We start from the raw sequence: 21,372 nt of genomic DNA, 5'->3' as shown, positions 1-21,372 counted from the left end.
GCGCCCTAACCTTGCCGGATGGCCACCGAAGCCGACGAGTCCACCGAAGCCGGCGAGGCCCACGAGATCGACGCGTTCATCGACAGCGCCTGCGGCGACGACCCGGTGGCGGCCGGGACGGCACGCCGCGCGCTGGCCTGGCTGGCGCAGGGCACGGGCGGCGGTACGCGCGGCGGCGGCACGCGCACAGCCCGGCGGCAACGGCTCGTGCCCAGCCGCGGTTTGCTGAACGCCATGGTCGGCCGAGGCATCCTCATCAGAGAGAACGGCGGCTATGGCTTCGCCGATGAACGTGTCCGTGCCAGGCTCGCCGAGCTCTGGGTGACGCGCGGCCCCGCCTCGCTCACGACGATGCCCGCACTCACCAGGTTCGGCTCCGGCTGGGCCGCCGCGCAGGGGCCGCAGCCGACCACGGGCAACAGGATCGAGTTCCTCATCGACAACGAGTCCGCCTGGGCGCGGCTTGCCGAGGAGGTCGCGACGGCGCGCCGCTCCGTACGGGCGATGTTGTTCATGCTGGACGTGCCGCACGTGCGGATGGAATTCGGCATGGACCCGGTCGGCAATCCCGGCCCGGCGGGCGGGGTACGGCTGGAAGAGAGCCTGCTGGAGGCGGCCGGGCGCGGCGTCGCGGTGCACGTGGTGCTGAACCACCCCACCCCCGCCGCGTCGCCTGCCAACACCACCCACCCCGTTGAACGATTCCTCCGGCGCCACGACCCGGAGGGCCTCGTGCGGACACGCCGTCTGGCCACGCCGCAGACCTTGCCGATCCACGCAAAAGTCTTCGTGATCGACGACCGGGCTGCGTTCCTCATCGGCTCGGTGTTCGCCCAGGAGTACTTCGACGGGCGCGAGCACCGCATCGACGATCCACGCCGTGGCCATCTGCGCTGGCGGAGTTCGGTGCGGGCGCCGGTCCACGATGTGAGCGCCAGAATCGAGGGGCCCGCAGTGGCCGATCTGGACGCCACGTTCCGCCTGCACTGGGACCATGCCCGACCCTCCCCCAAACGCACGGTGGGTCCTGCGCCCGCCCCGTTCGAGCCGCTGGCGGAAAAGGCGGAAGGGAAACCCGCCGCCACAGGAACCACGACGCTCCAGGTGACGCGCACACTGACTGGCGCACGGCGTTATGCGGAGGCGGACGCGGGCGAGACGGGAATCTACGAGTCCTATCTCCGGGCGCTGGAGTCCGCCGAGCGGTTCGTCTACCTGGAGAACCAGTACCTCACCTGCCCCGAGCTGGTCGACGCCCTGATCCGCGCCGCGCGGCGGGCATCCGGACTGCAGCTGATCCTGCTCCTCAACATCAAGCCGGACGTCCCCAACTACGTCATCTGGCAACGGCGCGCGCTGGAACGCCTGCTGGCCGGGATGGCGGAGCTGGGCGACGACCGGCTGGGGATCTTCACGCTGTGGAGCCATGAGCAGGGGACACACCGCACCCGCATCCTCCGGAACCACGTTCACTCGAAAGTCGCGATCGTCGACGACTCCTGGTTGTCCGTCGGCTCGGCCAACCTGGACTCCCTCTCGCTCAGCCACAGCCAGCACGAGCTTCTCCGGCCGCCGCTGATCCGCCTCGGCCGGCTCGTGAACGGGGCGTCCGGCGGCGATCCGTGGCAGGCACGTGCCACCGAGGTGAACGTCACCTGCGTAGGCGAGGACGACGTTCGACCGTTCCGCCGCGACCTCTGGGCCGAGCACCTCGGCCTGCCCTCACCGAACGATCCTGCACTGGACGAGCCCGCACTGGACGAACCCTCGCTCGGCGAGCCCGCGCTTAACGAACCACCACCCGAAGGCGGCTGGCTGGAGCTGTGGCGGCGGCGTGCTGAGCTGAAACTCGACGGCCTGCGGGCCCGCGATCCCACGGTCAGCGAACCCCGCGTGCTGCCTTATCCACACCTGGCTGGCTGCCTGCCCCGACACAGCCATCGGGCCTCCGACCATCTGCGCGCCCTCGGGGTGAACGTGGATCTGCTCGACGTGCACGACAGGTTCCGCTCGTTCTCGTTCCGTCAGGGCCGCTGGCGCTGAGCCAGCTCGTCCTGCAACCTCGCGTGGCTGAACTCGTACGCCGCGCCGATCTGCCGGAAGACGCCCCGCTGGTGGGCATGTTCGAAGAACTGCATCAGCCGCCAGGGCCCCCGGCCACGCGCGACCAGGCACACCTGGACGAGGATCAGATGAACCCACGCGATGACCCCGATGTTCATCACCTTGAGGGCCAGCGCCCAGAACAGCCCGTACAGCAGTCCCCCGGCCAGCCCTGCGGCGATGCCGAACACGATCCCGAAGACGACGCCGACGGGTACCCCGTGCTTGTGGCCCACCACGACCGCGCCGATGACCCCGAGCGGGACGCCGTAGACGAGCCCGAAGGCGAGCGCCACCACCCGGTCGCGGCGCAGCAGCGAGCCCGGCGTGACCACTTTGGAGATCTCCCCCTGTACGGAGCAGCCGTAGAGCACCGAGACCGGCAGCCCGAGAGTGAGGGACGCCGCGAGGCCGATCTCCCAGTCGTAGGCGACGTGCCCCGCCAGGAAGCTCACCGTGCCGATGGCCGACCCGCTGACGAAGGCCCGCCGGATCCGCCCGCTCAGCTGGAACTGCAGCTCGGCGGGAGCCGGCACGGACAGGGCGCACGGCACGCCCAGGGCGATCGCGCCGGCAAGGCCCGCGACGAGCCCCGTGACGGGCCCGAACACCACGTAGAAGCCGAGACCGGTGGCCACCCCTGAGATGACCGCGCCCAAGACGCCCGCGAGCACGGCGGTGGCGGGGCGGAGATGCCGGGTGAGCTCCCACCAGCGGATCCTGGACGGATTCTGCCGATGGGTCTGGGCGGCGAGTTCGGCGAGCCATCTCTCGGCCTTCGCGAGCGGCCAGCGCGCGTCCCGGAACGCCTGGCGTACCAGGCCTGACAGCAGCCTTCTCTCCATGGCGCCCTTGTCGGCACAGATTTCCGGATCCAGCAGCTCGGTCGGTTTCTCCAGACGGCTCCGGTAGACCCTGCTCGCGAGCGACAACATGAGCGGGCTCGCGAGAACATCGGCCAGCGTTTTCTCATGGTCTGACCGGTCCGTAGCCGCGAGCCTGGCGAAAACCGGCTCCCACCGGTCCTCGCCGTCACTGGCGGGGTCTGCGAGGAACCTCCTTGCATCGTCGAGGGGGACGGGCTCCAGCCGCACCCGCCACACGTCATGGAGAACCTCTCGCCCCCGCGCGGACGCGGGCGCCACGGTAGACACAGGCGCGGCCGCGGCGGCAGACGTAGGCGCGGGCTCGGGCGCCAGCCCAGACGCCGGTTCAAGCGCCAGCTCAGACGCCGGTTCAAGCGCCAGCTCAGACGCCGGTTCAAGCGCGGACGCCAGCTCAGACGCTGGTTCGGGCACCAGCTCGGGCGCGGGCTCGGCCTCCGGGTACGCGTCCGCGCGGCACGTGAGCACGTACCCCGGCAGCCGGTCGGCCGCCTCGTTGATCCGCGGTACGACGGAACCGTGCCGGGCGCCGGGGATCTCGTCCAGACCGTCCATGACGGGCAGGATCCGCCCGGTGTGGATGAGCTGGTAGGCCAGCGTCCGTTCGAGCTTCCGGAGCTTCCCGTGCCGGTACGCGGGCACGTGCTCGCGCAGCCGCTTCCTGGCGATCCGCTTGCCGAGCGGCGGCACGGCCTCGCCCAGCCGGGCCGCCAGCCAGTCGATCAGGGGCTCGCCGGGATCCCAGGACGCCAGCGGGAAGAGCACCGGAACCGGGCCGCCCGGCAGGCGGTCCTTGAGCAGGCCAAGGGTCATGAGGACGGCCAGCGCCGACTTGCCCGAACCCGCCTCCCCCAGGATGACGAGCCGCCGCCCGTTCACCCCGAGATAGCTGGCCACGAGCCCGGCGACCGAGTCGGCGCGGTGCACTCGCCCGCGCGGGGCGCCACCGGGGCGGCAGTTCGCGCCCACCTTGGACCACCGGACCGGCAGGAGGTGGCAGGGCTCGGTCTCCCCCGCCTGGTCCCAGGCCGGGCCGATGAGCCCGCGGACCTTCGCCTCGGAGATCCATTCGGCGCGGATCCGCGGTGCCAGCTCGTCCGCGACACCCGCGAGGTGCTCGTCCAGCGAGGACGCCGGCGGATCCGAACGGCGGAGCGCCCAGGCCAGAACGGCGGCGGGCACCGTGAGCAGGCTGATGATGGCCGCCATCCAGCTTGCGTGCTCCAGTCCCCCGCGTACCGCCGTCAGCGTGACGGCGACGGCCATCACGACGATCGCCCCGACGGCCGACGCGAGCCGCCAATGCCTTTCCATCAATCGCACGCCCCCGTGTCTCAGACCACCGTTGACTACTAACAGCAATCTGATGCATCCGGACAGTGACTGGCGAGGGTCTCGATCCAAGATGGCCGGATCCGGCCGCGCGCTCGACACAGGCCCGTTCCGGCACAAATCAGAGCACGCGTCGCACGATCACGCTAATCGGTTGACACGGTGACCAATTGTGGATGAACCGCTGGCCAATAGAGGTCCAACCGCCCCTTAAGCCCCAGAGTTGATTCATCTTCTGTGCAGGAGCGCCACATCGCTGGCCTCCGTACGGGGCACGAAGGGGGCCGTCCGTGGGAGCACGCAGTTCGCCCGGATTCATTCGAAACCACAATCCCTTTCTCGCAGGACTGCTCGCCGTGGCACTGGCCGCCACGCTGCTGGCCGTCATCGCCTGGCAGCAGCCCGTCGACGCGACCGCGCGGGCCGCGGCGCTGCCGGCCAACTTCCAGCAGAAGGAGCTCTTCAAGGGCAAGGTGACCGCGCCCACCAACGTGGAGTTCTCTCCCGACGGCCGGGTCTTCGTGGCCGAGAAGAGCGGGATCATCAAGGTCTTCGACTCGCTCGCCGACACCGAGCCCGAGATCTTCGCCGACCTGCGGCAGCAGACGTTCAACGGGTGGGACCGCGGCATGCTCGGCATGGCACTGCACCCGGAGTTCCCTGCCGACCCGCGGGTGTACGTGATGTACAGCTACAACGGCGTCATGGGCGGGAACTTCCCCCGCTGGCCTTCGGCCGACGGCTCCAGCGACAACTGCCCGGACCCGCCGGGCGCCTACAACGAGGGCTGTGTCGTGGCCGGGCGCATCTCGGTCCTGAGCCCGGCCGTCCAAGCGCGCGCCGCGTTGTCCAGCGCGGCACAGGCGGGACCGGTCAGCGAGCGGGTGCTGATCGAGGACTGGTGCCAGCAGTTCTCCAGCCACTCCATCGGCTCGCTGGCGTTCGGCAAGGACGGCATGCTCTACGCGGGCGGCGGCGACGGCGCCAGCTTCAACTACGCCGACTGGGGCCAGAAGAACAACGCCTGCGGCGACCCGCCCGGCGCCGCCGGCACCGCGCTCACCGCCCCCACCGGCCAGGGTGGCGCGCTGCGCTCGCAGGACCTGCGCACCACCGGCGACCCGGCCACGCTGGACGGCACGATCATCCGCGTCAACCCCGACACGGGTGAGGGCGCGGCGGGAAACCCCTTGCCCAGCGGCGGCGTGAACGTGCGGCGCATCGTCGCGTACGGCCTGCGCAACCCCTTCCGCTTCACCATCCGGCCCGGCACCAACGAGGTCTGGCTGGGCGACGTCGGCTACGGCGCCTGGGAAGAGATCAACCGCCTGACCGAGCCGTTCGGCACCATGCGGAACTTCGGGTGGCCCTGCTACGAGGGGACAGCACGTCAATCCGCCTATGACGCCGCCAACCTCAACATCTGCGAGAACCTCTACGGTGCGGGCACCTCGGCCGTGACCGCCCCGTACTACGCCTACCACCACAGCGCCAAGGTCGTGCCGAACGAGACGTGCAGCACCGGGAGTTCCTCCTCGAGCGGCGTCTCGTTCTACGCAGGCACCACCTACCCGGCGCAGTACAGAGGCGCGCTGTTCTTCACCGACTACTCGCGCAATTGTGTGTGGGCGATGAAGCCCGGCACGAACGGACTGCCCGACAAGACCAAGATCGAGACATTCGCCACCGACGCGGGCACCATCGTCGAGCTCCAGTCCGGCCCGAACGGCGACCTCTTCGGCACCGACATCATGGGCGGCCGGATCGTTCGCTACGTCTACAACGGCGTCAACAACCCGCCGGTGGCGGCGATCAAGTCCAGCGTCACCAGCGGCGCGCTGCCGCTGACCGTCGACTTCGACGGCACCACGTCCAGTGACGCCGACGGGGACCTGCCGCTCACGTACGCGTGGGATCTGGACGGCGACGGCGCCTACGACGACTCGACCGACCCCAGGCCCAGCCACACCTACTCGGCCAAGGGGACGTACACGGTCGGCCTGCGGGTCACCGACGCGCGCGGCGCTGCCGACACCTCGACCCAGCCGATCGTGGCCGGCTCGACCCCGCCGACAGCGACGATCACGGCACCGGGCGCCGACCTGACCTGGCAGGTGGGCGAGCGGGTCGACTTCTCCGGTGGGGGCACCGATGCCGAGGACGGCGCCCTCACCGGCGCCTCGCTGAAGTGGCAGATGATCATGCACCACTGCCCGAGCGACTGCCACGAGCACACCGTCACCGGCCAGAACGGCGAGAGCGGGTCGTTCGTCGCACCCGACCACGAGTACCCCTCCCGGATCGAGCTGCGGCTCACCGCGACCGACTCCGAAGGGCTGACCGACACCAAGAGCGTGATGTTGCAGCCCAAGACAACGCAGCTCACGGTCGCCTCCAACCCGGCCGGGATCCCGCTGACCCTGCTGCAGACGACCAAGGCCGCGCCGTTCACCAGCACAGTGATCATCGGCTCCACGGTGTCGGTCTCGGCGCCGACCACGACACAGATGGTCGCCCGCAAGGGTTATGAGTTCGCCGGCTGGTCCGACGGCGGCGCGTCGGCCCACAACATCGTGGCCCCGGCGACCGCCACCACCCTCACGGCGAACTACCGGCTGAAGACCAACCTGGCGCTGAATCGCCCGGCCAAGACCTCCAGCGTCGAGAAGGCCGGGTTCGAAGGACCCAAGGCCGTCGACGGGAGCATGACGACCCGCTGGTCCAGCCAGCGGACAGATACGCAGTGGATCGAGGTGGACCTGGGCACCGTCAAGAAGGTCGGCTTCGCGAACCTGAAGTGGGAGGCCGCCTACGGCCGCGACTACCGGGTGCAGACCTCCACCGGCGGTGGCGTGTGGACGACCGTGCGCACCGTCACGGGAGGCAACGGTGGCGATGACTGGGTTTCGTTCACCCCGAGAGACGCCCGCTGGATCCGCATGTACGGCCTCAAACGGGCGACCACGTACGGCTACTCACTCTGGGAGATGGAGGTCTACGACCGGTAGGGCGGATGGTTAACTGATCGCGTGCCCTCCACCCTGCTCGCCTCGCTCGCCGACCTAGCCCGCACCACGGCCCGGTCGGCGAGCGCGGACGCGCGGGCGGACGCGTCGGTGAACGCGCGGGCAGACGCGCGAGCGGACGCGCGGGCGGGCGCGCGGGCGGGCGCGCGGGCGGGCGCGCGGGCAGACGCGCGAGCGGACGTGTGTGCGGACGCCGAAGCAGAGGTGCTGTACGACCGGCATTCGGTACTGGTGGTACGGGTCGGGGACGTGGTCGTCAAGGCGCATCAGCCGGACCGGGACGGCGGTCCCCTGCTCCAGCGGCGAATGGACGTCTCCGCCGGGCTCCCGGATCTGCTGCTCCCGCCCCTGGGTCCCCGGCGGGAGATCGAGGGCCGGGTGGTGACGGTCTGGCCGTACGCGACGCCGGTGGACCCGGCGGGCCCGCTGCCGTGGGAGGACGCCGGGCGGCTGCTCGCCACGCTCCACGCCGGGACCGTGCCCACGGGGGCACCGAGCTGGGGCCGCCCGGCCCGGGTCGCGCGCCTCGTCTCACGGCTGGAGGACGGTCCGGCGGCGACCGAGATCCGTCGCGCGTTCGCCACACTTCCGTCCTGGATTCGCGGCGAAACCGCAGAGCCCGCAGATGGCGCCCGGTGCCTCATCCATGGCGACTGGCACTTGGGGCAGATGGTCCGGAACGCCTCCGGGGCGTGGCGGCTCATCGATGTGGAGGACCTCGGAGTGGGCGATCCGGCGTGGGATCTCGCCCGTCCCGCCGCGCTCTACTCGGCGGGCGTGCTGCCGCCGGAGGATTGGGAACGCCTGCTGGGGGCCTACCGCGCGGCGGGAGGGCCTGCGGTGCCGGCGGACGGGGACCCGTGGCCGACCCTGGACGTACCTGCCCGAACTCTCGTGATCCAAATCGCCGCCACGTGCGTCATATCCGCGCGGGAGGGCGACCGACCGCTCGAAGAGCCGGAACTCGCGCTCGTCGATGCCTGCCGCAGAATCTCCATTGCGGGAATCCCGGCATGACGTGACGTGGAGACTGCTCTAGATTTAGCCTCTACCTGGGGATTCCATACCGGAAGGACAAGAAGGCATGCACTGCCCTAAGTGTCGTGGCGTGATGCGGACGTACACCCGCAACGGCGTCCACATCGAGCAATGTGACAACTGCAGGGGCATCTTCCTCGACTATGGCGAGCTCGAGGCCCTCAGCAACATGGCTGCCAACTTCCAGGCGCCGCCCCCCGCTGCTCCTGCGGCCCCCGCCTGGGGCGCGCCTGCTGCGGCGGTCCACCACCATCACCACGGTGCTGCGCACCACCGCCCCCACCACGGGAGCGTCTTCCACATGCTCTTCACAACCTGACGGACGCGGGCGGTCGCTCCTCTGCCGACGCCGCAGAGAAGCGACCGCCTCGACACAACCCGCCAGGTAAACGCAGGTCCCCCTCCATGCGCGGGTCCACAAGCGCGGGCCTGGAGACTCAGTCCTAGAGACGCGGGTCCACAGGCTCGGACTCCAGCGCGAGCACGGCGAACACCGCCTGGTGGACGCGCCACAGCGGCTCGCCCGCGGTGAGGCGGTCGAGTGCCGCCAGGCCGAGCGCGTGCTCGCGCATCGCGAGCGAACGTTTGCGGCCCAGCGACCGGTTGCGGAGCCGGTCGAGGTTCTCCGGCTCGGCGTAGTCCGGGCCGTAGATGATCCGCAGATACTCGCGGCCACGGCACTTGATGCCGGGCTGCACCTTCCGGTCCTCGGGCAGCGGGCCCAGCGGCTTGACGACCATGCCCTCGCCCCCGGCCTCCGTCTGCTCGGTCCACCAGCCGGTGGCGGCGGCCACCGACGTCTCCGAGCCCAGGTCGACCACCATGGAGCCGGTGCCGGTGAGCAGCCCGGACGGGTCGGCCTTGACCAGCCGTGCGGCGATCTCCATGTGCCAGTCGTGCTCGCGGAACGTGGCCCACGTACGCCGTTCCCCCGCCAGCACCTGGAACGGCGCGAGCTTCAGCCCGCTCAGTCCGTCCACCTGCCAGCAGTAGCGGGCGTAGGCGTCGCGGAACAGCGTCGCGTTCGCGGCCCGCCGGTCGATGCGCTCGCGGAGGCCGCCGACGTCGAGACCGCGGGCGGCGGCGCGGGCGAGCGCGTCCGACGCCACCGGCAGCGCGGCGCGGGCCGCCGCGCCGGTCGCCGCGTACTGGGTGCGGATCAGGTCCATGGCCTTGGCCGACCACGGCAGCAGCTCGCAGTCCAGCACGAGCCAGCCCGTCTCCAGCGCATCCCAGAGCCCGGCACTGGTGATGGCCGTCCGGACACGGTCGAGGACCTCGCCGTTCCGCGCCGGGTCGCGGAAGAACGCGCGGCCCGTACGGGTGAAGATCGCACCAGTGGTGCCGTCGGTCACGCCGAAGCGGGCGGCCGCGACGTCGGCGTCGCGCGCCACGACCACGACGGCCCGCGACCCCATGTGCTTCTCCTCGCAGATCACGCGGTCCAGGCCCTGCTCGCGGTACGCGGCGAACGCCTCGGCCGGGTGTTCCAGGTGGCCGGGCAGGGTCGAGGTGGCGGGCGGCGCCATGGTCGGCGGCAGGTAGACCAGCCAGCGCGGGTCCACCGCGAACCGGCTCATCACCTCCAGCGCCGCGAGCGCGTTCTCATGGCGGACCGAGACCCGGCCCATCAGGGTCGTCTCGACTCCCTCGTTCCCCAGCACATCCTCGATCTTGAGAACGTCGGTCTCGCGGTGCCCGCCCGCCTTCATGGCCGGGGTGGGCACGAGCGGCCGCGTCGGCTCGTACCAGACCTGCTTGGCGGGCACGGCGGCCAGCTCGCGCTCCGGATACCGGAGGGCGGTCAGCTTCCCGCCGAAGACCACGCCGGTGTCCAGGCAGATCGTGTTGTTGATCCACTCCGGCTCGGGAATGGGCGTGTGCCCGTACACGACCATCGCCTTGCCGCGGTAGTCGTTGGCCCACGGGTAACGCACCGGCAGCCCGTACTCGTCCGTCTCCCCGGTCGTGTCGCCATAGAGCGCGAACGAGCGGACGCGTCCCGAGGCACGCCCGTGGTAGTCCTCCTTCAGCCCCGCGTGCGCGACCACCAGGCGGCCCTCGTCCAGGACGTAGTGGCTGATGAGGCCGTCCATGAACCGCAGGGCCCGGTCGCGGAAGTCGTCCGGCTCGGCGGCCAGCTGCTCGAGCGACTCGGCCAGGCCGTGCGCGACGCGCACCTTCCTGCCGCGCAGGGCCCGGACGAGTTTGCTCTCGTGGTTACCGGAGACGCACAGAGCCTGGCCCGCCTCGACCATGCCCATGACCAGGCGCAGCACCCCCGGCGTGTCCGGCCCCCGGTCGACCAGGTCGCCGACGAAGACGGCGGTGCGGCCGCCGGGGTGGTTCGCGCCCGCGGCGCGGCCGAGCGCGTCGCACTCGATCTCGTAGCCGAGCTCGCCGAGCAGTTCCTCCAGCTCCGCGCGGCAGCCGTGGACGTCGCCGATGATGTCGAACGGCCCGGTGATCTCGCGCTTGTCCGTCCACGCCTTCTCGTACGTGATCGTCGCGGCGTCGATCTCGTCCACGCCCGACAGCACGTACGACCGTTTGAACTCGCGGCCCAGCGACCGCAGGCCGCGCCGCAGCTCGCGGCGCTGCCGCGGGATCACGTGGTCGGGCAGGTCGCGCTCAGGGCGCGCGGCGTTGCGCTCGGCGGCGAGGTGCTCGGGCACGTCCAGGACGATCGCCACGGACAGCACGTCGTGGTCCTTGGCGATCTGGAGCAGCGACTGGCGGGCCTTCTGCTGCACGTTCGTGGCGTCCACGACGGTCAGCAGGCCGCGCCGCAGCCGCTTGCGGACGATGTAGTGCAGCAGGTCGAACGCGTCGCCGGTCGCGCTCTGGTCGTTCTCGTCATCGGACACCACGAACCGGCAGTAGTCCGAAGACACCACCTGGCTCGGCTTGAAGTGCCTGCGGGCGAAGTGCGACTTGCCGGAGCCGGACACGCCGACGAGCACGACGAGGCCCATCTCGGGCACGCGGATCTCGGTACCGCGATTCTCGATGCCGTGAGTCTCGGTGCCGCGCGTCTCGCTCATCGGGTGAACACCCCCAGCTGGGTCGGGGCGCCGACCTCGGGATCGTCGTCGCCTACGGGCACGTAGTGGACCTGGTAGCCATGGCCGGCGGCGACGCGCTCGGCCCATCGGCGGAACTCGGCGCGGGTCCATTCGAAGCGGTGGTCGGGGTGGCGCATCGCGCCCGGTGCGAGCCCCTCGTACCGCACGTTGTACTCGGAGTTGGGCGTGGTGACGACCACCACGCGCGGCTTGGCGTCGCCGAAGACCACCCGTTCCACGGCGGGCAGCCGCGGCGGGTCGATGTGCTCGATGACCTCCATCAGCACGGCCGCGTCGTAGCCGCGGAAACGTTCGTCCGCGTACGTCAGGGCACCTTGGAAGATCTCCACCCGCGGCGGCCGGTCGGGCGCGACGTCCTCGGGCTGCCCGCGGCGGCGAGCGCCCTGGAGAGCGCGGTCCGACACGTCCACACCCGCGATCCGCTGGAAGTAGGCGTCCTGCTTGAGGCGCGCGACCAGCTTGCCCGAGCCGCACCCGAGGTCGATGACGCGCGGTGCCTGCTGGGCGTGCAGCGTCTCCAGCACGGCCTGGATGCGCCGCTCGGCGAGCGGCACCGGCGGTGCGGCGGCTGCGGACTCCGCCTCCGGCGCGGTGCCCGGCTCGGCCGCCGTGGGATCGACCGCGGGCGGCTCCTCCTCGATCGGGTCGCGATCGAGTTCGTCCTCGGGCGCGTCGTCGGCGTCGGCGAGCCGGCCGAGCGCGGTCCGGACGAGCCCGCGCCGGTTGGCCAAGTAGCGGCGGGTGATGTCGGCCCGGTCCGGATGCGTGGCCAGCCACCCCTCGCCTGCGCGGATCAGCTTGTCGACCTCGTCAGGCGCGATCCAGTAGTGCTTGGCGTCGTCCAGCACCGGCAGCAGCACGTACAGCTGGTTGAGGGCGTCGGAGAGCTTGAGCTGCCCCGTCAGCGTCAGCGAGACGTATCGAGAGTCGCCCCAGGCCTCGAACTCCGGGTCGAGCGGCACGCGGGCCGCCGTGACCTGCCAGCCGAGCGGCGCGAAGTAACGTTCGGCGCGTTGGGGGCCGCCCCGGCAGGGCAGCGCGGGCAGCGTGATCTCCAAGGGGAGCGCCGTCTCCGCGAGTTCGGGACGCAGGTCGCAACGGCCGCGCATGGCGGTACGGAAGACGTTGGCCATTGCCGACGCCAGCAGTGACGACGCCGCGTAGGGCCGGTCGTTCACGTACTGGCCGAGTGAGAAGTCGGGCGTGCCCTTGCCGCGTGTGCGCACCAGCTTGACCGGGTCGACGTCGAGGAGCAGCGCGACCGTACAGCGGTCCGCGCCGGCGTCCGGGTAGAAGACGTGCGCGGTGCCGAAGGCCTGCTCGAACGGCTGAACCCGGTCGGGGTGCTTGTGCAGCAGGAAGCCCAGGTCCGTGGCCGGGGACAGCGTTGTCGTGATCGTCAGAAGCACGTCTCAAGGATGGCGGAACGGGCCGCCGCCACCCAACGCATTTCCGCTGGAACGGCTTAAGGGACACCAGGGCCGGTGATGAAACGGCCGCGCCGGTCGTACGGCCAGCCGTTGGCCAGGCAACCCTTCAGGCCGAAGATCTGCTGCTGCATGACGGGCGCGAGACGGCCCTTCCTGCCGCAGGTCATGTGGTTGTAGCCCAGCCTGTGGCCGACCTCGTGGTTGATGACGAGCGCGTGATACTGGTCCGGCTGCTGCCTGTAGTACGTGGTGAGCAGAAGCCAGCGCCGGAGATTGACCACGACCTGTTTGCCGCCGCTGCAGTTGACCTGGCCGTTGGTCTCCAGGCCGTAGGCACCGCACAACTTGTCGACCGTTCCAGGCGAGGCCAGCCGCACCACGAAGTCGTACGTGCCGGAGTCCACGCGCTTGAAACCCCACCGGCCCCCGGCCGTCCAGCCGCGCGGGTCGGCCAGGATCTTCTCCACGCTCCGCGCGAAGACGAGGGGCTGCTGGCGGATGCCGCCCTCCACCTCGATCATGTAGCGCATCACCTTGCCGCGGCCGTACACGCGGCTCGTCCCCGCCGCCGGGCGGACGAAGCGTCCGGTGCCGACGGCCGGGATGTAGGGCGCGCGCCGCGGGGTGATGACGGGCGGGGTGCCCGGAGCCGCGTCGGCGTGACCCTGGGGGCTGCTCTTCGGCCCGGGGTCGTTGCGCGGCGCGGCCAGGCCGCCCTTGCCGCCGGGCGAGCCGAAGAGCAGGAAGCCGAACGCGGCGATCCCGGCCAGCAGGATGAGCCCGACGACGATCACCACCATGGCGCGGAACAACCGGCGGCTGCGCGACGCACCCACGAACGCCCGGTCGAGGTCCTGCCCCATCCCGCTGGATCCCTGGTAGGGATCCCGGCGGCGGGGCGGTTCACCGTACGGATCGGGTCCGTACAGACCCGGCGTGTTCGGATCGGGCGTGTTCGGATCGGGCGGGTAGGGGCCGCGGCCTTGTGGATCGTATCCGCCGGGGCCGCGGCCCTGGGGATCGTGTCCGCTCTGCTGCTGGCCGGCACCGTGGGGGTCGTGCTCGTACGGACCCTGCTCGTACGAGCCGGACGCCGCCGGCGGGGGCGCGGGGTGCCGCCGTGGGGGGTCGGGCCGGCGCCGGCGCCGGCCCTGGCGGGAACGTGGGGGCTGCATATCGCTGGAAAGCATGCCAGAAAGACGCGCCCATTTGATCATTTCGCAACATGCGCCCGCCGCCGGATGCCCGGAAATCTCCCGTTAGGGGCGGGTCACCACGTTAAGTGGCCTGGTGATGGTGACGGGGGCGTCGAACTGATCGAAGTCCATGACCTGCTTCCCGCCCTTCTGCGCGACGCGCAACGGGTAGGGCTTCCCGGTGGTGGCGACGAAGAGCACCGAGCGGTCGGCCATGTCCATCAGCCGGATCACGCGCTGCCCGCGGAGCATCACCGGCTGCAGCTTGACCACCCGGCCGCTCGGCTTCAGCGACTTCGCGAACCCGTTCATGCTGAGATTGCCGCCGGCCGGCTGCTGCTTGCCGGGTACGACCATCCACTTGGAGCCCATGCGCCGGGCTGCGGCCTGCCCGCCGGCGGCCAGCCAGAGCTGGCGGCCGCGAAGGTAGGCCTTGCCGTTGACGAGGATGACCTCGACGGTCACGTTCTTGCGCAGGATCGGACCGCGGACCTTGCCCTTGGCGGCCCCCCGCTTGGTGAACGTCATGTCGAAGGCGAGCAGGTCACGGCCGTCCTTCATGGTGCCCTTGGCGCGCAGGGAGGTGGCACCGCGCAGCGCGGTGGCGACCTGGGAGAGGATGACCTTCGGCGGCTTGTTCGCCAGGCCGTTGTCCTGGACCGGAGCGGTCCCCGGCGACGTGGGCGCGGGCGAGGTCTGCGAGGTCGTGACGCCGCCGGACTTGGACTTTTTCTTCTTCTTCCCCGGCTTGCAGGCACCGGCCCCGAGCGAGGACACGGCGAGGACGACGGCGAGGCCCAGGTACTGAACGCGGCGGACGGATGAGTATTCAGGCATTTCTCTGTCTTCTTTCGGGGGAGCAAAGCAACCACACCTACACCACCAGCCCCACATGTGCAGTGAGATCCGGCATTTCGGACTCATGGTGATATCGCGTTGTCACCGGCCGCGTCCGACCGGGAGACTCTGCGTGAGATGAGCAGACATCCCAGGCGGCAGACCGCCCAAGAGACCGTGAGCATCCTCGACCGCGGTGACTACGTGGCCCCCTCCGGCAGCACGGTCACCATCGCCGACGCCGTTGAGGCGACCGTGCGCGGCACCGTCCTGCACCGGCCGGACGAGCTCGACGCCCTGCTGGCGGGCCTGCCGGAGTCACCGGGCCTGGAGACCCGCATCGAGGTCACCGGTGAGACGACGCTGGCCGCCGCGCGGCGGCTCTCCGGTCTGGGCTCCGTGCCGCTGGCGCTCAACTTCGCCTCCGCCAAGAACCCGGGCGGCGGGTTCCTGAACGGCGCGCACGCCCAGGAAGAAGGCCTGGCCCGATCGTCGGCGTTGTACGCGTCGCTGCGTGCGGCCCGCGAGTTCTATGACTTCCACCGTTCGCAGGGTGACCTGCTCTACAGCGACCACATGATCTACTCCCCCGCCGTCCCGGTGTTCCGTGACGACGCGGGCCGGTTGCTGGACGAGCCGTACGACGTGGCCTTCCTGACCTCGCCGGCGCCCAACCGCGGAGCGATCCGCGACGAACGCCAGGCCGCCCGCATCCCCGAGGTCCTGCGCCTGCGAGCGCGCAAGGTGCTCGCCGTCGCCCTCCGGCACGGGCACCGGCGGCTGGTGCTGGGCGCGTGGGGCTGCGGGGTCTTCCGCAACGATCCCGCCGAGGTCGCCCAGGCGTTCGCCGAGCCGCTGCGCGCCGGCGGCGGCGAGTTCGCCGGGCGGTTCGAGCACGTCGTCTTCGCCGTCTGGGACACCGCCAAGGGCGCCCCGCGCCAGGCCGCGTTCGACCGCGTCTTCGGCTAGGACTTCCGGGGGGTCGGCTAGGAGTCCTGGGAGCCCTCCACGTACGACTCCAGCCCGCGAATGATCAGCTCCAGCCCGAACTCGAACCGGTCTTCGCCGTCGCCGGACATGAGCTCGGGCGCGTGCCGCACGGTCACCGGGAAACGGTCGGCGGGCAGGCTGGTGAAGTACTCGCGGACCTGGCCGAGGAACCTCGCGATGTACTCCGCGGGCTCCAGGCCGCTGGCCCGTTGCTTGGTCACATGGATCGAGCCCTCGTAGGCGTCGGAGTTGATGTAGAGATAGAAGCGGTCGACCGCCCAGGCCGCGATCTGCGGCGGGACCCCGCCCGCCAGCATGATGGTCATCACCCGCTCGTTGATGCGGAGCGCGTTGGGGCCGGTCGGGATCATGCCGAGCGGCACCCGGGCGATGTCGGCGTGCGCGCTCAGCACCCGGTGGATCTCGTAGGCCACTTCCTTGATCTGCTCGCGCCAGCGCTCGGGGTCCGGCTCGGGCAGGCGCATCTCGCCTGACACCCGGTCGAGCAGGATCTCCAGGAGCTCCTCCTTGTTGGACACGTGCGCGTAGAGCGAGGCGGGCCCGGTGTCGAGCTCCTGGGCGACCCGGCGCATGCTGACCGCGTCGAGCCCCTCCGCGTCGAGGATCCGGAGCGCGGTGTCGACGATCAGATCCTGGCTGAGCGGCTGCTTGGCCTTCGCCGGTGTGCTGCGGCGACGCTTGCGCCACGGTGGCGCGGGGAGCTCCGCGTCCTGGCCCTGATCGACCGTTGTCATTGCGTCCGGCCTCCGGCTTCTCCTCGGCTGCGTCCTCGTCACGAACATCGTACTTGACACGAACACTGTTCCTCCGTAGAACAGTGTTCGTAACGACGAACTATGTTCCAACTTCCCGGAGGCACCGATGACCACCACCCTCGACGCGGGCCCCGAAGCGGGGGCCGCGCAGACTCCCTACCGCTGGCGCTGGGTCGCCCTCTTCGTGATCCTGGCCGGCGAGATCCTCGACCTGGTGGACGCGCTGATCACCACGATCGCCGCCCCGACCATCCGCGCCGACATCGGCGGGTCGGCGGGCATGATCCAGTGGCTCGCCGCCGGCTACACGCTGGCCATGGCGATCGGCCTCATCACCGGCGGCCGGCTCGGCGACCTGTACGGGCGCAAGCGCATGTTCCTGATCGGCGCCGCGGGCTTCACGGCCGGGTCGCTGCTGTGCGGCCTGGCGGTGTCACCCGAGATGCTGGTCGGCTCCCGGGTGTTGCAGGGCCTGTTCGGCGCCGTGATGTTGCCGCAGGGGCTCGGCCTGATCAAGGAGATGTTCCCGCCGAAGGAGATGGGCGCGGCGTTCGGCGCGTTCGGGCCGGTCATGGGCCTGTCGTCGGTCGGCGGCCCGGTGCTGGCCGGCTGGCTGATCGACGCCGACCTCTTCGGCACCGGCTGGCGCATGATCTTCCTGATCAACCTGCCGGTGGGCATCGCCGCGCTGCTGGCCGGGCTGAAGTTCCTGCCCGAGTCGAAGGCCCGGCACGCCAGCCGGCTCGACCTCGTCGGCGCCGTGCTGGCCGCGCTCGGCGCCGGGCTGCTCGTCTACCCGCTCGTGCAGGGCCGCGAGCTCGGCTGGCCGGCCTGGACGTTCGCCATGATGGCCGGCTCGGCCGCGGTGTTCGCCGTCTTCATCTGGTACGAGCTCCGCAAGCAGCGCGCCGGGGGCGACCCGCTGGTGATGCCGAGCCTCTTCCGCAAGCGCGGCTTCAGCGGCGGCCTGACCGTCGGGATCGTGTTCTTCTCCGGCATGACCGGCTTCGCCCTGGTGTTCGGGCTCTACACGCAGCTGGGCCTCGGCTACTCGCCGTTCAAGGCGGGCATGGCGCAGATCCCGTGGTCCGCAGGCATGATCGTCGGCTTCGGTCTCGCCCAGGCGGTGGCCCGCTTCGGCCGTAAGGTCATCCACGGCGGCACGGTCATCATGACCGGCGGCGTCCTCGGCATCGCCGCGACCCTGCACGCCGCCGGAATGGGCGTCACCCCCTGGCAGCTGGCCCCCGCGCTCGTCGTCACCGGGATCGGCATGGGCCTGCTGATGGCCCCGTTCTTCGACACCGTCCTCGCCGGCGTCGAACCGCACGAGACCGGCGCCGCCGGCGGCACGCTGACCGCCGTCCAGCAACTCGGCAGCGCCCTCGGGGCCGCCGTGCTCGGCACGCTCTTCTTCAACCTGCTCGGCGAGCACTTCACGGCGTCCGGCGCGCACTTCGAGCACGCCATGAACGTGACGCTCTGGGTCGTGGCCGGCATGCTCGCGCTGAGCTTCGCCGTCACGTTCCTGCTGCCGAAACAGCCCCGCCCCGACCAGGAGCCCACCCACTAAAGCCGTCACTGGAGTCCCGCACCCGGAGAGTGTCCGGGTGCGGGACTCATTGATCAGAGGCCTGGTCAGAGGCTTGGTCAGAGGCGGTTGAGGACCTCGAAGGCCAGCAGCTCCAGGTGGTTGAGATCGTGCAGGTCGAGCACCTGGAGGTAGAGGCACTCGGCACCGACCTCACCGAACTTGCCGATCTTGTCGACCAGCTCGGCGGGCGTGCCGGCCAGTCCGTTCTCGCGCAGCTCTGTCAGGTCACGGCCGATGGCGTCGGCGCGGCGCTTGAGCTCCGCCTCGTCGCGGCCGCAGCAGACCACCTGCGCGGCGGAGTAGACCATCGGCTTGGTGCGGCCCGCCTCCTCGCAGGCCTTCCGCACGCGCCCGAACGCCATCTCCGTGTCATCGATCTTGTGGAACGGCAGGTTGTACTCGTCGGCGTACTGGACGGCCAGCCGCGGTGTGCGCTTGGCACCGAAACCGCCGATGAGCACAGGCGGGCCGTCAGCCTGCGCGGGCTTGGGCAGCGCGGGCGAATCGGCCACCCGGTAGTACTTGCCCTCGAAGTCGTACGTCGCGCCGCGCGGCGTCCGCCAGAGCCCAGTGATGATCTCCAGCTGCTCCTCAAGCCGTTCGAACCGCTCGTTCAGGCTCGGGAACGGGATGCCGTACGCGGTGTGCTCCTCCTCGAACCATCCGGTGCCGACCCCGAAGTCGACGCGGCCGCCGCTCATCCGGTCGACCTGTGCCACCGAGATGGCCAGCGGGCCGGGCAGCCGGAACGTGGCCGCCGTCATCAGCGTGCCGAGCCGGATGCGGCTGGTCTCGCGGGCCAGCGCGGCCAGCGTGATCCAGGCGTCCGTCGGCCCGGGGTCGCCGGGCACGTCGCCCATCTTGACGTAGTGGTCCGACCGGAAGAAGGCGTCGAACCCAAGGTCCTCCGTGGCCTTGGCGACTGACAGCAATGTCTCGTAGCTAGCCCCTTGCTGGGGCTCGGTGAAGATCCGAAGACGCATGGCCCCCATCCTCGTACGCGCGCCCCAACGATGTGACGACGGGGCCCCAGTACGCGGCAGCACGCGCCTGTCCTCGGCCGGGTCACCGCTCAGTGCGATGAACGTGGCGATCAGAACGACCTTTAATGTTTGAGCCTTGCTTGGCGGGGGCCGTGGGTCTTCACTGGGGCGATGGCTTCCAAGAATCGTGCGAGCCTCACGCACAAGGTTCGGTACGCGGCGCGGAATCCCAGGAGGGTCCCGCCGTACGCTCGTCGCCTCGCGCGGGACGCGTGGTTGAGGATGAAGACGCGTGACCACGTGGGTTACTACCGCGCCGTCATGCGTTCGGACGCCTCGCGCACGCCGTTCGGCGCGGTCGGGACGCCCTCGGAGAAGCGATGGCTGGCGCTGGGCGAGCTGCAGTTCGACTACCTGGTCAAGCACGGGCTCAAGCCGGGCGACCGGATGCTGGAGATCGGGTGCGGCAACCTGCGGGCGGGGCGCCTGTTCATCGACCATCTGGATGCCGGGAACTACTACGGGATCGACATCTCACCCGACATCCTCTTCGCGGCCGAGGAGACGCTCGTCCGTTATGACCTTCAGGAAAAGGTGCCGCACCTGACGCCGGTGCGGGACCTGCAGCTGGAGTTCCTGCCCGCGGCGCACTTCAACGTCGTTCACGCGCACAGCGTCTTCTCGCATTCGCCACTGCACGTCATCGACGAGTGCTTTGCCCATGTCGGACGGGTGCTGGCGCCGGGCGGATTCTTCGACTTCACGTTCAACCGCACCGAGGGCAAAGAGCACCAGGTGCTGCGTGAGGACTTCTACTACCGGACGGAGACGCTGGTCTCCCTGGCCGCCGAGCACAAGCTCGACGCCACGTTCATGGAGGACTGGGAGGCCAACGACCACAAGCAGTCGAAGATCCGCGTCACCGCCCGGACCTGAGCTCAGCCCAGGACGTTCTCCAGGTGGTAGTCCAGGAGTCGTTCGGCCTCGTCGCGTGTCCGGTGACCGATCGCGATGTCGACGCCGAGGCTCACGGCCAGGCTCCAGCAGATGTCGGCGTCGAGCCGGGCGTCACCCCGGGCGGGCGTGCCGCGGTCGGCGCGGGCCTCGGTGATGAATCCGGCGGTGAACGAGAGAAGCTCGTCGTCGCCGGGCGCTAGGACGCCCGCCATGGCCGGATCGGAGATGGCCTTCCCGAGCACGGCGACGGACAGCCGGAGCAGGCGCAGGCTCTCCTCGTCGCGTGCGAGCATCGCGTGCAGGCAGGAGCGCAGCATGGTCTCGGCGCTCGCCGTCCCGCCCGCCCGCGCGGCCGCCTCCTGGATGGACGACTCGATCTTGGCGTTGAGGGCATGGACGGCGCGGGCGACGGCGTCGCCGACCAGTTTCTCCATGCTGCCGTAATAGTGCTGCACCTGGCCCATCGAAACCCCCGCCTCGGCGGCGACCTTCCGGAGGGTCACGCCCTCCAGGCCGTCCCGGACCGTCAGGGCCCAGACCGCCTCGGCGAGATGCCGGCGTCGCGCCTCATGATCGACGACCTTCGGCATGCACCCTCCCGGCTATGCAATGCGGCCGCATTGCATCAGTACTCGCATCCTATTACAATGCAAACGCATTGCTAAACGACGAAGGGCTCCCATGAAATTCGACGTGCTGCAGATCATCGGCATGGTGCTACTCGTGGTCGGTGCGCAAGGTGCGATCCGACAGCTGGTCGACCACGACAACGCGGGGCTGCTCGGCTGGCTCCCAGGGGGCTTCGCGGCGAGCCTGACCGCCTACGTGGCCGCGACCGTCGTCGGCATCCTGCTCGCCGGCTGGTCCCACGACCGCGCCAAGGCGCGCAAGTAATACTCAGGCGTACGCGGCCAGGAATCCGTCGACCAAGCGCGTGACCTGGTCGCGGTGGACGCCCGGCAAGCGCGGCCTGCACCACTGACCGACCGCGCCTCGCCTAGACACGCCCTAGCTGTATCCGGCCAATAGGTTGGTCACAGTCGGCTGGCCGGGGGGTGCCCACCGAGTGCGCTGTGGCGGCGTCGATTGTTGTAGTAGTCCAGCCAGGGTGCAAGAGCGTCTGCTCGTTGGGTGTTGCTG

17 protein-coding genes are annotated in these 21,372 nt (G+C 70.3%); 8 read left to right on the top strand and 9 right to left on the bottom strand.

The annotated features are described in order from the left end of the window. The first annotated feature begins 18 nt into the window (after positions 1 to 18). Positions 19 to 2,043, top strand: coding sequence for a phosphatidylserine/phosphatidylglycerophosphate/cardiolipin synthase family protein (locus ACH34W_RS50895; protein WP_395968511.1), 2,025 nt, complete (start codon positions 19 to 21; stop codon positions 2,041 to 2,043). On the opposite strand, the gene ACH34W_RS50890 is transcribed toward ACH34W_RS50895, so the two are convergent. Beyond that, positions 2,025 to 4,310 (bottom strand): hypothetical protein, encoded by a 2,286-nt coding sequence (locus ACH34W_RS50890; RefSeq protein WP_395968510.1) that lies wholly within the window; start codon positions 4,308 to 4,310, stop codon positions 2,025 to 2,027. The two genes, ACH34W_RS50895 and ACH34W_RS50890, sit on opposite strands and share 19 nt — an antisense overlap. Positions 4,311 to 4,675: 365 nt before the next feature. On the opposite strand from ACH34W_RS50890, the gene ACH34W_RS50885 reads away from it, so the two are divergent. From ACH34W_RS50885 to ACH34W_RS50875, 3 genes are all read left to right on the top strand, one after another. Beyond that, positions 4,676 to 7,327 carry a PQQ-dependent sugar dehydrogenase gene (locus ACH34W_RS50885; RefSeq protein ID WP_395968509.1) on the top strand — a complete coding sequence of 884 codons (2,652 nt, stop codon included), beginning with the start codon at positions 4,676 to 4,678 and terminating at the stop codon, positions 7,325 to 7,327. 21 nt (positions 7,328 to 7,348) lie between these two features. Next, on the top strand, positions 7,349 to 8,362 hold the full coding sequence (locus tag ACH34W_RS50880; RefSeq protein ID WP_395968508.1) for a phosphotransferase family protein: 1,014 nt from the start codon (positions 7,349 to 7,351) through the stop codon (positions 8,360 to 8,362). A gap of 67 nt (positions 8,363 to 8,429) precedes the next feature. Further along, complete coding sequence (locus ACH34W_RS50875) at positions 8,430 to 8,702, top strand: zf-TFIIB domain-containing protein (protein WP_395968507.1); 273 nt, start codon at positions 8,430 to 8,432, stop codon at positions 8,700 to 8,702. 124 nt (positions 8,703 to 8,826) lie between these two features. Here ACH34W_RS50875 and ACH34W_RS50870 read toward each other — a convergent pair whose 3' ends face one another. The 4 genes from ACH34W_RS50870 to ACH34W_RS50855 form a co-directional block, all read right to left on the bottom strand. Continuing rightward, positions 8,827 to 11,427, bottom strand: coding sequence for a polynucleotide kinase-phosphatase (locus ACH34W_RS50870; protein ID WP_395968506.1), 2,601 nt, complete (start codon positions 11,425 to 11,427; stop codon positions 8,827 to 8,829). After that, positions 11,424 to 12,878 carry a 3' terminal RNA ribose 2'-O-methyltransferase Hen1 gene (locus tag ACH34W_RS50865; protein WP_395968505.1) on the bottom strand — a complete coding sequence of 485 codons (1,455 nt, stop codon included), beginning with the start codon at positions 12,876 to 12,878 and terminating at the stop codon, positions 11,424 to 11,426. The genes ACH34W_RS50870 and ACH34W_RS50865 overlap by 4 nt, the downstream gene beginning before the upstream one ends. A gap of 56 nt (positions 12,879 to 12,934) precedes the next feature. Next, positions 12,935 to 14,089 carry a DUF3152 domain-containing protein gene (locus ACH34W_RS50860; protein ID WP_395968504.1) on the bottom strand — a complete coding sequence of 385 codons (1,155 nt, stop codon included), beginning with the start codon at positions 14,087 to 14,089 and terminating at the stop codon, positions 12,935 to 12,937. Between the two features lie 69 nt (positions 14,090 to 14,158). Then, positions 14,159 to 14,932 carry a hypothetical protein gene (locus tag ACH34W_RS50855; RefSeq protein ID WP_395968503.1) on the bottom strand — a complete coding sequence of 258 codons (774 nt, stop codon included), beginning with the start codon at positions 14,930 to 14,932 and terminating at the stop codon, positions 14,159 to 14,161. 138 nt (positions 14,933 to 15,070) lie between these two features. Here ACH34W_RS50855 and ACH34W_RS50850 point away from each other — a divergent pair, with 138 nt between their 5' ends. Then, positions 15,071 to 15,901, top strand: a complete 831-nt coding sequence (locus tag ACH34W_RS50850) for a TIGR02452 family protein (RefSeq protein ID WP_395968502.1) — start codon at positions 15,071 to 15,073, stop codon at positions 15,899 to 15,901. A gap of 17 nt (positions 15,902 to 15,918) precedes the next feature. Here ACH34W_RS50850 and ACH34W_RS50845 read toward each other — a convergent pair whose 3' ends face one another. Next, complete coding sequence (locus ACH34W_RS50845) at positions 15,919 to 16,677, bottom strand: TetR/AcrR family transcriptional regulator (protein WP_395968501.1); 759 nt, start codon at positions 16,675 to 16,677, stop codon at positions 15,919 to 15,921. A gap of 127 nt (positions 16,678 to 16,804) precedes the next feature. On the opposite strand from ACH34W_RS50845, the gene ACH34W_RS50840 reads away from it, so the two are divergent. Further along, positions 16,805 to 18,271, top strand: coding sequence for an MFS transporter (locus ACH34W_RS50840; RefSeq protein ID WP_395968500.1), 1,467 nt, complete (start codon positions 16,805 to 16,807; stop codon positions 18,269 to 18,271). Positions 18,272 to 18,348: 77 nt separating this feature from the next. Here the strand turns inward: ACH34W_RS50840 and ACH34W_RS50835 are convergent, their stop codons facing one another. After that, a complete protein-coding gene (locus ACH34W_RS50835; RefSeq protein ID WP_395968499.1) occupies positions 18,349 to 19,275 on the bottom strand; it encodes an LLM class F420-dependent oxidoreductase in 927 nt (308 codons plus the stop codon). Between the two features lie 171 nt (positions 19,276 to 19,446). Here ACH34W_RS50835 and ACH34W_RS50830 point away from each other — a divergent pair, with 171 nt between their 5' ends. After that, positions 19,447 to 20,211: a class I SAM-dependent methyltransferase gene (locus ACH34W_RS50830; protein WP_395968498.1), complete on the top strand. Its 765-nt coding sequence runs from the start codon at positions 19,447 to 19,449 to the stop codon at positions 20,209 to 20,211. 2 nt (positions 20,212 to 20,213) lie between these two features. Here ACH34W_RS50830 and ACH34W_RS50825 read toward each other — a convergent pair whose 3' ends face one another. Continuing rightward, a complete protein-coding gene (locus tag ACH34W_RS50825; protein ID WP_395968497.1) occupies positions 20,214 to 20,822 on the bottom strand; it encodes a TetR/AcrR family transcriptional regulator in 609 nt (202 codons plus the stop codon). Between the two features lie 91 nt (positions 20,823 to 20,913). Between ACH34W_RS50825 and ACH34W_RS50820 the strand changes: the two genes are divergently transcribed. Then, positions 20,914 to 21,126, top strand: a complete 213-nt coding sequence (locus tag ACH34W_RS50820) for a hypothetical protein (protein WP_395968496.1) — start codon at positions 20,914 to 20,916, stop codon at positions 21,124 to 21,126. Positions 21,127 to 21,266: 140 nt separating this feature from the next. On the opposite strand, the gene ACH34W_RS50815 is transcribed toward ACH34W_RS50820, so the two are convergent. Continuing rightward, positions 21,267 to 21,372 (bottom strand): integrase core domain-containing protein (locus ACH34W_RS50815; protein WP_395968555.1); only part of this gene is annotated, 106 nt, incomplete at its 5' end.

The organism is Actinomadura sp. 6N118 (genome assembly GCF_044326415.1).
Classification (GTDB): domain Bacteria; phylum Actinomycetota; class Actinomycetes; order Streptosporangiales; family Streptosporangiaceae; genus Spirillospora.
Note: the sequence above shows the minus strand (reverse complement) of the source record. Positions and strands in the feature narration are given on the sequence as shown.